The organism is Gluconacetobacter diazotrophicus PA1 5, assembly GCF_000021325.1.
In the GTDB taxonomy this organism is placed as follows: Bacteria; Pseudomonadota; Alphaproteobacteria; order Acetobacterales; family Acetobacteraceae; genus Gluconacetobacter; species Gluconacetobacter diazotrophicus.
Map to the genome: position 1 here is coordinate 1,194,337 of NC_011365.1, position 15,664 is coordinate 1,210,000.

The window sequence follows — 15,664 nt, forward strand, 5'->3', positions numbered from 1 at the left end:
GCAACGCGATAATAGAAGGAAAGACCGATGCAATATATGATCGAAGCTATCGGATATGTACACGGCGGCAGAACAGACCCGACTGACGATAATTGGGGGCAGTCACGCTCTACCATAGAGTTGGACCCGGCGAAATTTGGACCTGATGCACTTGCCGGTCTTGACGCTTTCAGTCACGCGGAAATCATCTTTCTTTTCGACAAAGTCACTCAAGAGAAGATCGAGACCGGTGCCCGTCATCCTCGCGGGCGGCAGGATTGGCCATTAACCGGAATTTTCGCACAACGTGGCAAGAACCGGCCCAACAGACTTGGGGTGACTGTATGCAGAATCCTCACCGTTGAAGGAACGCGCCTCGAAGTCGAAGGCCTCGACGCTATCGATGGTACACCCGTGATCGATGTAAAGCCGGTTATGCGTGAATTCCTGCCTCGGGGAGACGTCCGCCAGCCAGTATGGGTATCAGAACTGATGGCACAATATTGGTGACCACAACGGAATACCTAGAGAAATTCATATATATGTCTCCCTTTAATATCATGAGAAATTTACAGAAATGGTCTTTTTGTTTACAATGCACGTCTAATGGCTGAGCTCTGCCTCAGAATTTTTGTCAAAGCGCAACTCACCGAAAGAACGGTCATGAAGACAATGGTCGCCTTTATCAGGGCGTTCCATTCGAGTGGAAGTAACGCCCATTGCGTCCAGATCAGGAAGACATAATGGACAAGATAAATCCCGTAAGCATTTTGTCCTAAATTCTTCACGAGCCGAGGATTGTGCTTAACAAATCGTGTGAATAATCCCATTAGAGTGATGGTGCATGACATGCAGCATATCGAATGGCTAACGAAAATAGGCCAAGCTGAGGGCTTGGCCTGAAACGGATTGACGCCCGTTATCTCTCGTATTCAACTGGATTTGTGTGGCTATGGACAGTGGCACAGAATCGAGAACCTCTCCGGAAAACTCAAGGACTTGCGCCGCATCGCGACTCGTTACGACCACTACGCCCACACTTCCTTTTCGACCATCTGCCAGGTAACTTCAGTCATCTTCTGAATGCTAAAAAGAGTCCTTACCTTAAACTGAATAACAGAGCGCCTTCATACCACCTTTCCATTACGCCGCGTGAGCCGTCTCAACATTGCGACCTCTCGGAAGAACTCCTTCACTGGCTGTGCTGGAGCGCCGAGGACTGCCATTCCCGCCGCAATATCGCTCATCACTCCAGCCTTCGCACCAATCTGCGCTTTTGCCCCGACATGCACATGATCGGCAAGCCCGGCCTGGCCGCCGATCGTGACATAATCATCGAGCACACAAGAACCGGACAGTCCGACGTGACCAGAAATCGCGCAATACCGCCCGATCCGCACCCCGTGGCCAACCTGCACAAGATTATCGATGCGCGTGCCATCACCGATCACCGTATTGCTCATCGCACCGCGATCTATGGTCGTATTTGCGCCGATCTCCACGTCATTACCGATCTCCACGATACCGAGTTGCGGCGTCGTCAGAAACCCATGCTCCGTCATCGTAAAACCAAATCCCTCCTGGCCAACCTGTACGCCCGGAAACAAGGTTACGCGGCTACCAAGAAGTGCGTGGCTGATATTGACGTGGGTATGAATCCGACAATCGGTTCCGAGCACCACACCGTCGCCAATCACAGTACCCGCGCCCAGTTGGCAGCGTGCACCAATCTCCGCGCGCGCACCGATCACAACATGCGGCCCAATCTGCGCACTTGCATCAACTACGGCGTCTGCGGCAATGACCGCTGTAGGATGCACACCGGCAACGACCTGTGGCTTCGCATGAAAAAGAGCCGCAACCTGAGCCCAGGCGACGAAAGGATCGGCCACGACAAGCGCTATAGAGCTATCTGGCACATGAGACGCCATTTCCTCACGCACCAGCACCGCGCCGGCACGCGTGTGATCCAATTGCATCACAAGTCGCCTGCTACCAAGGAAACTCACATGTTCCGGCCTCGCATTCTCCAATCCAGCCAGCCCCGTCAGAACTAGCTCGCGAGACGGCAGCGCACATCCAACGGCTTGCGCAATGGCGGAGAGCATGTGTGGTCCAGAGGAGGCGAAGAACCGTGGATTACCCATGTCTACAGAAGTCCTCATAACAGTCACCTTGTGATGTCATTCTGATGTCTTGAACAGGCGATACCGCCGGGCATTTTTTGCCGTAATCACGATATGGTCCATTTATTACTACCTAGAATCCAGCATATCGTTTCCACTGCCTTACGTTCCCGTACCTGCCGCCCTCCGTCCAGCGACATCCCGCACCCGCTCATTGAGGAACCGCTGCCCCCTCGCCAGCCGCCGGACCAGCACCTCGTTGAACCGGACATACATCTCCGCGCCCCGGTCCTTCGCGGCCTCGTTTTCGTTCGCCGGGATGGGAAGCTGGCGCATCATCCAGGCATGAGTATAGAGAGCGAATGCCTCCCCCAGCACGGCGACGGCCTCGTCCACATCGTCGATCCGTCGTCCAAGCCGGTCCAGACGCTTGGACAGCGCGGCGTCCCGGCGTCCATCGTCCTCGCCGGAGACCAGCGACAGCACCGCCGCCTCGATCACCGCCGATTTCGACACCTTCCGGCGCTCCGCCAGCGCCTCGACCTGCTTGAGCAGGCCCGGCTCGAAATACACGTTCATCCGCTGCCGTCTGGTCATCGCCGTTCCCCTAGTTTGGAGGTGTGATGACAGATTGAGCTGAAAATTCCCTGACGCAAGCCCTTGTTCGATTGGCATGGTACCGGGGCGTAGCCTGGCGTAAAATTGGCGGCTTTTGTCGGTGTTTGTCTGCATTCCGCAACGACTCGTAGGGGTACCGCACTACAAGCCAAGCCCCCTGCCCCGACCCAGTTCCCACGAGATTCCGCCATGCTCGTCCATGGAGATGGTCATCTCCTTCTGGCGCTGTTTTCCGATCTCCGGTCGCCAGGGCACCAGCGAGAATTCATGTCCGCTTTCCAGCACCGCAAACCGCCCGCTGGCCAGATCGACCGGACCTTTCAGCGTGCCCTGGATGGTCTCGAAGCGATCAAGCGGCCGCCACAACTTTTCCCGCTTGGCAGCCATGGCCTGTCCGACCCGTTCCACCTCCCGCGCTTCCAGCGCCGCCAGCAAATTCTTCCGGTAGCGGACCATGCCCTCCGAGGTCAGGCTGGCATCCCCACGGTCGAGCAGCGCTTTTTGCCGTCTGGCCAGGGCGTCGCCGACTTCGCCCCCGAACCCGGCCTCCACCCGGTCGCCCTCACGTCTGACTCCGGCCACCAGACGCCGGTCAAGCCAGGTCGCGCCATCGGAGCCGATCTGCGCCTCCAGATCGAAAGCCGACAGCAGCCGCACCGTCGCCTTCGGCGAACGGGCGGCGTCATAGGCAATGGAGCGTTGCTGGAAATCTTCCGGAACGCGCCAGCGGTCGGCCTCCAGCCGCTCCACGATCCCCGCCCGGCGCAATGCCTCCAGACGGCGGACATGCCCTTTGATGAGGTCTTCCGGCGTGCCTTTGACGCTCCAGCAGTCGAGCTGCATCCGCTCCAGATGAGCGGAAGGCCGATAGATCCCGTCCTCGGTATGGGCGAGGATCGCCCGGTCGGAGGGGCGTGGTTTGTCGGGAACCGGGGCCGCCGCGATCTCCACGATCGCGCCACCGGGAATGTCCTCCATCTGAGCCGGATCGAAACCGCGCAGGTGATGCACCCGCCCGTCGAGACCATCGACCACCAGCGATAGTTTTTCACCCAGTTCGTCCGTCAGGTGCCTGTCCACCAGTTGCCCGATGACCGGTTTCTCCGGAACCTCGCCATGGAAACGGAAATGCGCCGGGTCGCGCGTTGGCGCTGTTCCCTTGTCGCGCGCCTTCAGGGCGCGGTGCATCTGCTTCGTGATGTCGTCGCGCTCGCCGAGATTCCGCAGGCGCTCTTCCAACCGGTCGTCGAGTGCCCATCTGCCCGGTTCCGTCTGGCTGGCCAGTCCCATGCGCTCCAGTTTCGCCAGACGTGACAGGCGCAGCCGTCGGTCCACCAGATCAGAAGTCGGTGTTTCGATACCGGGGCGCATGTCGAGGCTACCATCCCGCACCTGATCCAGCAGGGCACGGTCGATGCGGATGAAGCGGTCGCGGTCGATCTCGTTTTCCAGCTTCCGGCGCTGTTCGATCTCGGACACGGGACCGAGGTCCAGCGTCAGGAATTCGGAGGCGCGTTCGCGAATGCCATGGGTGATGTAGCCGCCATCGATGACGAGATCCTTGCCCTGGTCGTCGCGACCGTTAACCACGACATGGATGTGGGAATGCGCGGTGTTGAAATGGTTCACCGCTACCCAGTCCAGACGTGTGCCGAGATCGGCTTCCATCCGCGTCATCAGGTCGCGCGTGAAATCCGTCAGATCCTCCAGCCGATCGGCGTCTTCCGGTGAGACGATGAAGCGGAACTGATGCCGGTCCTCCACCCCGCGTTCAAGGAAGGCTCTTGCATCGGCGCGGTCAGTCTCCGCGTTGTAGAGGACACCACGCTCGCCTTCACGGGACGTGCCTTCACGCTGGATGTAACGCAGGTGGGCAGCGGCCCCGCCTCCCTTCCCGGCCTGACGCACCACACGCGCTTTCACGGTCACACGGCGGGCACCGGACATCTGATGCCGCCAGCCGGCGATCCCGCGCGCCCGGACGAAGGACGCGCCACGCCCGCGACCCACCCCACGGGTGGAACCGGAACGCGACGCGCTCCCCGCACGCGAAGACGCAACAGACTCAGAAGAAAAGCGGCGGCCACTGCCGCCGCCCGACCCGCTGCCTCCCCTCTTTCCGGGGGACAGGGATTGCCGCCGAACCTGTGTGCGGATGCCGGTCAGAAAGTCCGCCTGACCACGCGCCAAGCCGCCCTTCGAGCGGAGGCGTCCAACTCTGGGACGGAACGCGGTGTCGTCATCCTGCGGCATGGCCAGACCTCGCGGAAACCGGGCTTTTCGGGGATAGTGCCGTCAGAAACGGCGGAAAGCTCTCACTCCTGAAAAATGACGGCTCAGACGTCTAAAATCCAGAGTGCCACTCGAAATATCCCTAACCCCATGTGCAGACAAAGAAAACCGCAGGTGGGGACAGGCAGGAGTGCCACGTCCTTTAATCTTGCCCTCTTAATCGGGCGGGTTTTTTGGTCAAGTTTTTCATTCTTCGTTTTCCTTTAGCTTCCTTTCACGATCACAGTTCTGCTCCTGGACTGGCATCTCGGCCCTGACTGAGGGTTCGTGGCACGCCGTGCACTCTTCCGCGCTCAGCGACGACTGATATGCCGCCCCATCCGTGGATGGGCGGCCGGCCTTTCGTCGTGGCGCATTTTGCCATCGGATTCACGGGGCAGCATCACAGGCACTCGAGCGGAGTCCCACGAGGCGTTCACCTGCGCGTGCTCCAGGCAAGATATCGTGCTTCCCGTCGTCCTCGACTGCACCCTTCCCCATCCGCCTTGGCGGATCTCCCTGTTCAGAACGCCGCGGTCATCCCGACACGCGGCGGAACATTCCTTTGCAGCTGGACACTCACGCGAGCGCCCGCGGCAATTTGCGGTTCTTGCAAGCGATATGACGGGCCCGCTCTTCGGGATCGACGGCCGGACCGCCGTCATAGACCGTTCCGTCGAGCCACATGGCATGCATGATCACGGCCATCTTGCGCGCCACGGCGACCGCCGCCTTGCGATGGCAGGACCGTTTCGCCAGTTCCAGGCCCCAGGTCCGCAGCTTGTCGCGCCCCTTGAAACGCGTCAGCAGGACCGACGCCGCTTCATAGAGGGACCGCCGCACCTCCGGATCGCCGGCCTTGCTGATGCGTCCCTGCACATCGATGCTGGTACCCGACTGCCAGCGCCGCGACGTCAGGCCGAAATACGCCGCGACGTCGCGCGAGCGCCGGAAGCGCGACGGATCGTCGATCGCCGTCATCACGCCAAGCGCGGTCACCGGCCCCACCCCCGGAATGGCCATGAACCGCCGGCACACCTCGTCACCCGCGACGATCCGCACCACCAGCTTGTGCAGCCGGGTATATTCTTCCCAGAGCACGGCCTTCGCCCGCAGCATCGCCTCCATGAGATCGCGGGTCAGCGCGTCCTGCGCCACGGCCTCGCGAACGGCGGTGTCGAAGCGCGCCCGCGAGACCGTGCCCAGGCGGATACCGAACGCCTTGAGCGAATGGCGGATCGTATTCTCGAGATCCATGAATTTGCGCTTGAGCGTGCTGCGCTGGGTCAGGATCAGACGCAGCCGATAGCTTGCTTCGCTCTTGATATGGGCCGTCCGGAACCAGCCGGTGCGCACGATATGCGCGATCCCCAGCGCGTCCGCCTTGTCGGTCTTGTTGCGCTGCGCCGACATCGCCGCCCGCACGTGTTTCGTCTCCAGGCAGACCGCCGGCAGGCCCAGCGCCAGCATCTCCGGATGCAGCCAGGGCGACAGGGAACCTGCCTCGTGACCCATACGGCGCAGGCGCGGCAGGAACGGCTTCACGGCATCCCTGAGCGCAGCCGGGTCCGTGGCCACCGTCGTTTCCAGATGCACGGTGCCCTGCTCGTCCACCACACAGACCGCCGTTTCGTCGATCGACACATCGAGACCGCAAAAGAATTCCATCGCACGCCTCCCGCGCTGCTGTTTCACCGCGGCAACTCTACCTTCTTTCCGGCCCGGGAGACCGCCAATCGACGACGACCGCTCAGGCCCGATTACGGCTGGCACTCACGTTTTTCCTCTTTCCGGCCTCTGAATTCGGCTTTTCCGAATCTGATGCCCCCTTGCCAGCCTGACCGGAATGACTGGCAAAACCTGCCACGAAGCGCCTCCCGCCACCACGCGAACGGAACGACGAAACGCTGCGCCGCGACCTGTCTTCCGTGTGTCTTATGATGTGCTGTGAACATGTCAAAATCATGCGTCGGACGTGATCAGAATCCAGATCCGCACATGACTGGGAACTGTCAAAGTGATGACGCTCCCGGCGACGATGACCAATCGGTCAGCCTGCGTTCGTCGTGCATCCGGGCCGCCCGTCCACCGCATGCGAAGGGCACTCCGGATGCGGGAAACCTCGTGTCACTGAACGCCGGGATCGTTCGTCGGAATGGCGTCTGAAACACGCCTGAAGATGACAAGAATGCACGCGGCGGCGCAGCCGGCGCCTTCCGCTCGCGGCGCGAAGCGCCGCGTTGTCCCGGCACAAAACGAACGCGACAGGAGGATGGAAAAGCTGGCCGGAAAGAGAAGGGAAAGGCACGGGCAAACGTCGGTAAGCCAGACGCGGAAGCACACTCAATGCAACGCGCGACGACGCAGCCATGCCCGATGCCGTGCTTTGGTATAGGCCTCGGGCTGCTGCCGTGCCTCCAGCCGATGGTGCAGGTGACGCCAGTAATCGGGACTGACTTCGACCGGATCGATGTCCTGCGCCTCGACCGCGTCGATCGCTTCCAGCACACGCTGGACGCGCGGCCATGAACTCTGGTGCAGCAACACCTCGCCGCCCGGCCGCACGCATGGGACAGTCTGGTAGTCTTCGCCGGAGCCGACCGTGCGCACGATGTCAATGTGCGATTCAACCGTGCCATACTCGTTGGCGGCCCAGCGGACGAAGGCGAACACGCTGCCGGGCGCGAAGCTGAGCATGCGCCGTTGACGGTCGAGGATCGTGTCCGTGACCGGGTGGCCGAAGCGCAGCCAGCGTTCGACCTGTTTTTCGATCCACGTCAGTTCGACCGTCGTGATCAGGGCGAACGGATCGTCAGGCATCACGTCTGTTTCCTCTTCACGACTGCTCTCCGCCAGCACGGCCGTTGTCGGCATGATGACGGCATCAGACTTCACTTTCACTTGCCAGCCTGCTGGCGCGTTCCGCTCGCGGCGCGGAGCGCCGCGTCGTCTCGCCCCAGCATGATGCATGGGCAGCCACACGAAAAGGACAAGGACCACGCGAGCCGGGCTTGCCCGGCGAGCCCGCCACGCCTGGGGTTTGGACGTGTCCCCAGCCTCGATCCGTCGACCGGCGCGCCGTTTGGAACCGTTCAGAAAGGCCGGAAAGGGAAGGAGCGGGGGCTTTACGCCGCCCGCCTCTCGCCCCAATAGGCCAGCCGCCGGGAAGCCGTCGCCGCGTGCGTTTCGTCCAGTTCCATACCCAGCCAGTCGCGCCCGAGATGCTGCGCGGCGACCAGCGATGAACCAGAACCGCAGAACGGATCGAACGTGATTCCGCCTACCGGGCAGAAAGCATGAACCAGCGGCAGCAACGCCGCGACGGGCTTCTGCGTCGGGTGCAGTTTGTTCCCCGAATACGGCATGTCGATCACGTCCGGGATCGGCTGACGGGGCAGCTTCGCATCGCCCTTGGCCAGGAGGTACGCCTGTTCATGGCTGTAGCGAAGAAAGCGCGCCGATGACGCATAGGACTTGCGGAACACCAGATGACCGACCACCCGGAACCCGGCCGCCCGCCATGCGTCCACGAACAGGTGAACCTTGGTCCAGGAATAGAAGGAAACAGCAAACCCGCCTTCTTTCAATACCCTGTGCATCTGGCTGAACGCGGGACGAAGCCACGCCGCATTGTCGTCGTTGCGCACCGTGCGGCCGTCGCGCCCCTGGTAGCCGACCAGATATGGCGGGTCCGTGAGGATGAAATCCACGCTCCCGCGCGGCATGGCCCGCATGAGGGAAACGCTGTCGCCGTGGCGGATCACATTGCGGAAGGCTCCATTTTCGCTGTCGGTCATGTCCTTGATTCCCTTGCCGGTAAAATCGCCGGGGAAGCACCCGTGCGTGCTTCCCGGAGGCGGGCGACCGCGCGGAAAGGATGGGGACAAATGACGGCGGGAGTGGCCGGGTTGCGCGCCAGCGGGGCGAAGCCCTGCGCCGTCGCGCGGCCCTGCCGCTCTGTAGGCGGCGTTTGGGGGAAGGAAAACAAAGAGTTTTCCTTCCCCTTCACGATCCGGCCCGATGGCGATACAGGATGTTGCAGGACGCCATGGCTTATGTTGCCCTCGACTGAGGACACGGTGCCTGGGACGCCTCATCCCATTCACAAAGTCATCAGAATAATTAATAGTTATTCATCATATCACCGACCGTTCTCCTTTTGTCGTCCGCCGGATTACGCCCGGATACGCCAGAGTACGCACACGCCGACAATTGCCGACACGAGTACCATTTCCTCGCTTCCAAAGTACAACGCCCTTGCCTTGAGGTATTCGTTTTTCATGCCCCATGATCCGGTTCTCTCCAGACGGAAAGGGCAGGACGATGACGGACAAGGACCGCAGGGCGAAGACTGGGCCGATCGCGCCGGCCAATGATAATAACCCGTCGGGAACCGCATCCGATCCGGCGATGAAAGCGCGGATGGACGAACTGGTGTTCATCCTCGCCAGGATGCTGGGACGCCAGATCGCCCGCGAGGAATTCGAACGGCGTCTGGGTCAGATTGACACAGCCAACGACAACGATCCGTCAGACCGAAGTCGGGAGGAACCAGGTGAGTGACGCCTGTCCCATCCAGGGCACCATTTCAGGCAGGCCGGGATCACCTGTTTTGCGCTTCCTTTACTCGTACAAATGTATTACATTTGTCCTGCAATCAGGAGGAAGCCATGTCCGCCGTGACGTTCCGTGTCGATGACACCCTCAAGGCCGCCGCTGTCGCGAAGCTGTCGGCGCAAGGCATGTCCCTGTCCGACGTGCTGCGCGATACCCTGGCCTATATCGCCGAGACCGGCCAGCCGCCGGTCAAGCGCCGCCTTGTGACCGACGAGGATGCAAGGCTGATCGAGATCGTCCGCGAACGCCTCGCCGATCCCGCGCCGCGTCATCGCATGACGCTGGCGGACTTGAAGGCCCGCCATCCGGATGACTGAATACGCGATCGAGTTCGACGATCGCGCTCTCCGCGAGTGGGATGGGCTGGACGGCAGCATTCGCAGGAAGTTCGAGAAAAAGCTCGAAAAGCTTGTTCTGAACCCGCACTCTCCCGGTAACGAACTGCACGGCGATCTCGCCGGATTCTACAAGATCAAACTGCGCCAGGACGGCTACCGCCTCGTCTATCAGGTCGTGGAACAGCGGATCGTCATCTTCGTCATCGCGGTCGGACGCCGTGAGGACAACGAAATCTACACGGCGGCAACCGGGCGCATCCCGGAGACGCCAGCCGATCGGACACATCAGCCCAGCGGCAGAAGCCGCAAGAGGTAAACCTTACAAAACCACCTGTCGGGAGATTCGCCATGACCCGCGTTGCTCTCTATGCCCGCTATTCCTCGGACAACCAGCGGGCGGCTTCGATCGAGGACCAGTTCCGCCTCTGTGAGGAACGCGCCACGCGCGAGGGCTGGCAGGTGGTGGAGTATTACCGCGATGCGGCCATCTCCGGGGCCAGCATGATCCTGCGCCCCGGCATCCAGACACTGTTGCAGGACGCCCAGGCCGGACAGTTCGATGTCGTGCTGGCCGAGGCGCTGGACCGCGTGTCCCGCGACCAGGCGGACGTCGCTACCCTGTTCAAGCGTCTCCAGTTTGCGGGCGTCACCATTGTCACCTTGGCCGAGGGCGAGATCAGCGAGCTTCACGTCGGCCTGAAAGGAACGATGAACGCCCTGTTCCTCAAGGATTTGGCCCTGAAGACCCATCGCGGCCTGCGGGGCCGGGTCGAGGCGGGTAAATCCGGCGGCGGCCTGTGCTACGGCTATCGCGTCGTGCATCAGATGGACGCGCGGGGCGAACTGATCCGGGGCGAGCGCGAGATCGATCCGGTCCAGGCCGAGATCGTGCGCCGCATCTTCCATGAGTTCGCCTCGGGCCGCAGCGCGCTTTCCATCGCCAGCCGTCTGAACGACGAAGGTATCCTCAGCCCCACGGGCGGCAAATGGAACAATACCACCCTACGGGGCAACGCCCTGCGTGGCACCGGCATTCTGAACAACGAGCTTTATATCGGCCGGCTGGTGTGGAACCGGTTGCGCTACCTGAAAGACCCGCAGACCGGCAAGCGCGTGTCCCGACTCAATCCGCAATCGGAATGGATCATCACCGATGTCCCCGACCTGCGGATCATGGACGATGATCTCTGGCAGGCGGTGCGCGATCGGCAAGCGCTGATCGCGGAGAAGAGCGTGAACATCAGTGCCGGCATCCGGGCCTCGATCAACAAGCTCAATGGCCAGCGCCGTCCAAAATCGCTCCTGTCGGGGTTGGTGTTCTGTGGGGTATGCGGCGGTCCCTGCTCGATCCGGGGCGGCGACCGCTTCGCCTGCTCCACCCATATGGACAACCGCTCCTGCACCAACAGGACCACGATCCGTCGCCCGGAACTGGAAGGCCGGGTGCTGTGTGGCCTCAAGGACCGGCTGATGACACCGGAAGCCGCCGCCGAAGCAATGCGCGCCTATGTTGAGGAAACCAATCGCGCCAACCACGAACGCCGCGCCAGCACGGCGGGATGGCAGACGGAACTGACCAAGGTGCGCAAGGGCTTGAAACAGATGCTCCAGGTGATCGAGGATGGCGGCTATACGCGCGGCATGGTCGAGCGCATGCGCGAAATGGAGGCCCGTGAGGATGAACTGGTCGCCCTGCTCGCCGCCCAGCCGCAGGACGTGCCGGACATTCATCCCAACGTCGCCGGGATCTTCAAGCACAAGGTAGAGCGGCTGGCCGAGACGCTGAACCATCCCGAGGACCGGCAGGAAGCCTCAGAGGCCATCCGCGCGCTGATCGAGAAGATCGTGCTTAATCCCGGCAAGGGCCGCGGCGAGATGCATGCCACGCTCCATGGCGAACTCGGAAAACTGCTGGATTTCGCCGCCTCACGCGGTCAGGGAGCCAAAAACACGAACACTCCCGGAGCTAGGGCTTCGGGAGTGTCGGTATCGGGTATTGCGGGGGCAGGATTTGAACCTGCGGCCTTCAGGTTATGAGCCTGACGAGCTACCGGGCTGCTCCACCCCGCGCTGGTGTGGTGTGTGTGTTGTGAGGGGTGGACTGGAAGACCTGGCGGCGACCGACTTTCCCGCGTCTTGAGACGCAGTATCATAGGCGCTGGGGCATTTCACGGCCGAGTTCGGGATGGGATCGGGTGGGTCTATCCCCGCCATGGCCACCAGGTCGTCCAGTCCACCCTGTGGGGTGTTATTGGGCGTGTGAGGTTGGTGCGGTGAGAGGTGAGTGTGTTGTGTGGATGATTGCTGTGCATGTGTGTTGCCTGCTGGGCAGGCGGTGTGAGTGAGCCTGTTGGGCGATTAGGACCAGTTAGCTGCACGCATTGCTGCGCTTTCACATCTGGCCTATCGACGTGATGGTCTATCACGGCCCTCGGGGAGACCTGGTTTTGAGGTGGGTTTCTCGCTTAGATGCTTTCAGCGATTATCCCGTCCAGACTTAGCTACCCGGCTGTGCCGCTGGCGCGACAACCGGTGCACCAGAGGTCTGTTCATCCCGGTCCTCTCGTACTAGGGACAAATCCTCTCAAGTCTCCAACACCCACGGCAGATAGGGACCGAACTGTCTCACGACGTTCTAAACCCAGCTCACGTACCACTTTAATCGGCGAACAGCCGAACCCTTGGGACCTGCTCCAGCCCCAGGATGTGATGAGCCGACATCGAGGTGCCAAACCTCCCCGTCGATGTGGACTCTTGGGGGAGATCAGCCTGTTATCCCTAGAGTACCTTTTATCCGTTGAGCGATGGCCCTTCCACGCGGGACCACCGGATCACTATGGCCGACTTTCGTCTCTGATCGAGCTGTCACTCTCACAGTCAGGCGGGCTTATGCCATTGCACTCAACAGTCGATGTCCGACCGACCTGAGCCCACCATCGCGCGCCTCCGTTACACTTTGGGAGGCGACCGCCCCAGTCAAACTGCCCACCATGCAGGGTCCCGGACCAGGCTTACTGGTCTCGGTTAGACATCAGAAACAGTCAGGGTGGTATTTCAAGGATGGCTCCACCGGAACTGGCGCCCCGGGTTCAAAGCCTCCCACCTATCCTACACAGAATGTCTCTGATGCCACTGCAAAGCTGCAGTAAAGGTTCATAGGGTCTTTCCGTCTGACCGCGGGTACCCCGCATCTTCACGGGGAATTCAATTTCGCTGAGCCGATGCTGGAGACAGCGGGGAAGTCGTTACGCCATTCGTGCAGGTCGGAACTTACCCGACAAGGAATTTCGCTACCTTAGGACCGTTATAGTTACGGCCGCCGTTTACCGGGGCTTCAATTCAGTGCTTGCACACCTCCTCTTAACCTTCCGGCACCGGGCAGGCGTCAGGCCGTATACGTCGTCTCTCGACTTCGCACAGCCCTGTGTTTTTACTAAACAGTCGCTACCCCCTGGTCTGTGCCACCCACCGATGGTTGCCCAACGATGGGTCTCGCTTATCCCGAAGTTACGCGAGTAATTTGCCTAGTTCCTTCAGCATCGTTCTCTCAAGCGCCTTGGTATGCTCTACCAGTCCACCTGTGTCGGTTTCGGGTACGGTCTATATGCCAGAGCTATTTCCTGGAATGCGCCAAAAGCCGGATCAATCCGTTAAGACCCGACAACATATTGCATTCGTCACTTCTGGCAGGCCCGGGAATATTCACCCGGTTTCCATCGACTACGGCTTTCGCCCTCGCCTTAGGGGCCGGCTCACCCTGCGCGGATTAACCTTGCGCAGGAACCCTTGGACTTTCGGCGACAGTGTTTCTCGCACTGTTTGTCGCTACTCATGTCAGCATTCGCACTTCCGATATCTCCAGAGAGGGTCACCCCGTCTCCTTCACAGACCTACGGAACGCTCCGCTACCGCGCATACAAAGTATGCACCCACAGCTTCGGCACGTGGCTTGAGCCCCGTTACATTTTCGGCGCAGGGTTTCTATTAGACCAGTGAGCTATTACGCTTTCTTTAAAGGATGGCTGCTTCTAAGCCAACCTCCTGGTTGTTTTGGAATCCCCACATCCTTTCCCACTTAGCCACGATTTAGGGGCCTTAGCTGGTGGTCTGGGCTGTTTCCCTCTCGACGATGGACCTTAGCACCCACCGTCTGTCTGCCAGGCTAAACTTCCGGGTATTCGGAGTTTGGTTAGGTTTGGTAAGGCTTTGGGCCCCCCTAGCCCATCCAGTGCTCTACCCCCCGGGGTCAACACCTGACGATCTACCTCAATAGATTTCGCGGAGAACCAGCTATCTCCGAGTTTGATTGGCCTTTCACCCCTAGCCACAGCTCATCCCCGACTTTTTCAACAGGCGTGGGTTCGGCCCTCCAGTGCGTGTTACCGCACCTTCAGCCTGGCCATGGCTAGATCACTCGGTTTCGGGTCTTCTGCCAGCAACTCGTCGCCCTATTCAGACTCGCTTTCGCTGCGCCTACACCTACCGGCTTAAGCTCGCTGCAAACAGAAACTCGCTGACCCATTATACAAAAGGTACGCCGTCACCCCATAAGAGGCTCCGACTGCTTGTAGGCATCCGGTTTCAGGTCTCTTTCACTCCCCTCGTCGGGGTGCTTTTCACCTTTCCCTCACGGTACTTGTTCACTATCGGTCACCAGGGAGTATTTAGGCTTGGAGGGTGGTCCCCCCATGTTCAGACAGGATTTCACGTGTCCCGCCCTACTCAAGGATCATTCTCGACATTACGCATACGGGGCTATCACCCACTATGGCCGGACTTTCCATTCCGCTCTGCTTGTCCGAAAATAACCACTGGCCTGTTCCGCGTTCGCTCGCCACTACTAGCAGAATCTCAATTGATGTCTTTTCCTCCAGGTACTGAGATGTTTCAGTTCCCCGGGTTCGCCTCGTGACCCTATGTATTCAGATCACGATACCCATCGCTGGGTGGGTTGCCCCATTCAGATATCCACGGATCAAAGCCTGCTCGCGGCTCCCCATGGCTTTTCGCAGCGTGCCACGTCTTTCATCGCCTCCTGGTGCCAAGGCATCCACCGAATGCCCTTATCGCGCTCACTCACCACACATGCACAGGAACCATCCACACAAAGACCGTGGACAACCCCGCACATAAGAAAGTGCAGTCATCAGCACAATACACTCTTTACTCTCGTCTCTGAACGCTCTCGCCGCAATCCCTTAGCACGGAGCACTCCGGTTTCCCGGACCGCTCCACGGGTCAGACCAACCCGGGATCGCGACACGTCCACAGACGCACCAACCTATTCACACTGACAAAGAACAAACCATCGGGTCCCACCCGCCCAACGCCGCGCCGCGGTCGTCAGGCCAATGCAACCCAACCTCAATCTCTCCTGCGATGTTCCGTCATTCCAGCCCGCCGGCCTCAACACCACTCCCAAGGGTCCATGGTGGAGGCGGACGGGATCGAACCGACGACCCCCTGCTTGCAAAGCAGGTGCTCTCCCAGCTGAGCTACGCCCCCAAAAGGCACAACCACCCCACAAACCAGGGTGCGCCCAGAATGGTGGGCCAGGGAGGACTTGAACCTCCGACCCCACGCTTATCAAGCGTGTGCTCTAACCAACTGAGCTACTAGCCCAAACGGGTTTCTCATCGCAGGAAGGGATATGTTGACGGCGCCCCGTGATGCCAAAGGCACCACCCAGGGTAAGCCAGACACGCTGGCATTTGC

At 60.5% G+C, this 15,664-nt stretch carries 12 protein-coding genes, 3 tRNA genes and 2 rRNA genes; 5 read left to right on the forward strand and 12 right to left on the reverse strand.

Annotation, left to right across the window (positions count from 1 at the left end; genetic code table 11):
• Nucleotides 1-27: 27 nt before the first annotated feature.
• Complete coding sequence (locus GDIA_RS18430; RefSeq protein ID WP_081434705.1) at nt 28-489, forward strand: SAM-dependent methyltransferase; 462 nt, start codon at nt 28-30, stop codon at nt 487-489.
• Nucleotides 490-569: 80 nt separating this feature from the next.
• Here GDIA_RS18430 and GDIA_RS19885 read toward each other — a convergent pair whose 3' ends face one another.
• The 7 genes from GDIA_RS19885 to GDIA_RS05280 form a co-directional block, all read right to left on the reverse strand.
• Entirely contained in the window at nt 570-830 is a 261-nt protein-coding gene (locus GDIA_RS19885; RefSeq protein WP_407635499.1) for an acyltransferase family protein, read from the reverse strand.
• Nucleotides 831-1,106: 276 nt separating this feature from the next.
• A complete protein-coding gene (gene lpxD / locus GDIA_RS05255) occupies nt 1,107-2,144 on the reverse strand; it encodes a UDP-3-O-(3-hydroxymyristoyl)glucosamine N-acyltransferase (protein ID WP_012553562.1) in 1,038 nt (345 codons plus the stop codon).
• 123 nt (nt 2,145-2,267) lie between these two features.
• Complete coding sequence (locus tag GDIA_RS05260) at nt 2,268-2,702, reverse strand: ribbon-helix-helix domain-containing protein (RefSeq protein ID WP_012553563.1); 435 nt, start codon at nt 2,700-2,702, stop codon at nt 2,268-2,270.
• A gap of 162 nt (nt 2,703-2,864) precedes the next feature.
• Complete coding sequence (locus GDIA_RS05265) at nt 2,865-4,670, reverse strand: relaxase/mobilization nuclease domain-containing protein (protein ID WP_244455110.1); 1,806 nt, start codon at nt 4,668-4,670, stop codon at nt 2,865-2,867.
• A 903-nt stretch (nt 4,671-5,573) separates the two neighbouring features.
• Nucleotides 5,574-6,662 (reverse strand): IS110-like element ISGdi15 family transposase, encoded by a 1,089-nt coding sequence (locus GDIA_RS05270; RefSeq protein WP_012222184.1) that lies wholly within the window; start codon nt 6,660-6,662, stop codon nt 5,574-5,576.
• Nucleotides 6,663-7,337: 675 nt separating this feature from the next.
• A complete protein-coding gene (locus GDIA_RS05275; RefSeq protein ID WP_043458730.1) occupies nt 7,338-7,814 on the reverse strand; it encodes a DUF2840 domain-containing protein in 477 nt (158 codons plus the stop codon).
• A gap of 305 nt (nt 7,815-8,119) precedes the next feature.
• Entirely contained in the window at nt 8,120-8,791 is a 672-nt protein-coding gene (locus GDIA_RS05280; RefSeq protein ID WP_012553566.1) for a DNA methyltransferase, read from the reverse strand.
• 526 nt (nt 8,792-9,317) lie between these two features.
• On the opposite strand from GDIA_RS05280, the gene GDIA_RS05285 reads away from it, so the two are divergent.
• The 4 genes from GDIA_RS05285 to GDIA_RS18440 all read left to right on the forward strand — a co-directional run bounded on the left by GDIA_RS05285 (nt 9,318) and on the right by GDIA_RS18440 (nt 11,986).
• On the forward strand, nt 9,318-9,557 hold the full coding sequence (locus GDIA_RS05285) for a hypothetical protein (protein ID WP_012553567.1): 240 nt from the start codon (nt 9,318-9,320) through the stop codon (nt 9,555-9,557).
• 107 nt (nt 9,558-9,664) lie between these two features.
• Nucleotides 9,665-9,928 (forward strand): type II toxin-antitoxin system RelB/DinJ family antitoxin, encoded by a 264-nt coding sequence (locus GDIA_RS05290; protein ID WP_012553568.1) that lies wholly within the window; start codon nt 9,665-9,667, stop codon nt 9,926-9,928.
• Nucleotides 9,921-10,265, forward strand: a complete 345-nt coding sequence (locus GDIA_RS05295) for a type II toxin-antitoxin system RelE family toxin (protein ID WP_012553569.1) — start codon at nt 9,921-9,923, stop codon at nt 10,263-10,265. Before GDIA_RS05290 ends, GDIA_RS05295 begins: the two co-directional genes overlap by 8 nt.
• Before the next feature lie 32 nt (nt 10,266-10,297).
• Entirely contained in the window at nt 10,298-11,986 is a 1,689-nt protein-coding gene (locus GDIA_RS18440) for a recombinase family protein (protein WP_012553570.1), read from the forward strand.
• On the opposite strand, the gene GDIA_RS05310 is transcribed toward GDIA_RS18440, so the two are convergent.
• From GDIA_RS05310 to GDIA_RS05330, 5 genes are all read right to left on the reverse strand, one after another.
• Nucleotides 11,946-12,019: transfer RNA gene (locus GDIA_RS05310), tRNA-Met, on the reverse strand. The two genes, GDIA_RS18440 and GDIA_RS05310, sit on opposite strands and share 41 nt — an antisense overlap.
• A gap of 38 nt (nt 12,020-12,057) precedes the next feature.
• Nucleotides 12,058-12,173: ribosomal RNA gene (gene rrf, locus GDIA_RS05315) — 5S ribosomal RNA — on the reverse strand.
• 113 nt (nt 12,174-12,286) lie between these two features.
• Nucleotides 12,287-15,027 (reverse strand): 23S ribosomal RNA (locus tag GDIA_RS05320).
• Nucleotides 15,028-15,378: 351 nt separating this feature from the next.
• A tRNA-Ala gene (locus GDIA_RS05325) sits at nt 15,379-15,454 on the reverse strand.
• A 40-nt stretch (nt 15,455-15,494) separates the two neighbouring features.
• A tRNA-Ile gene (locus tag GDIA_RS05330) sits at nt 15,495-15,571 on the reverse strand.
• Between the last annotated feature and the right edge of the window lie 93 nt (nt 15,572-15,664).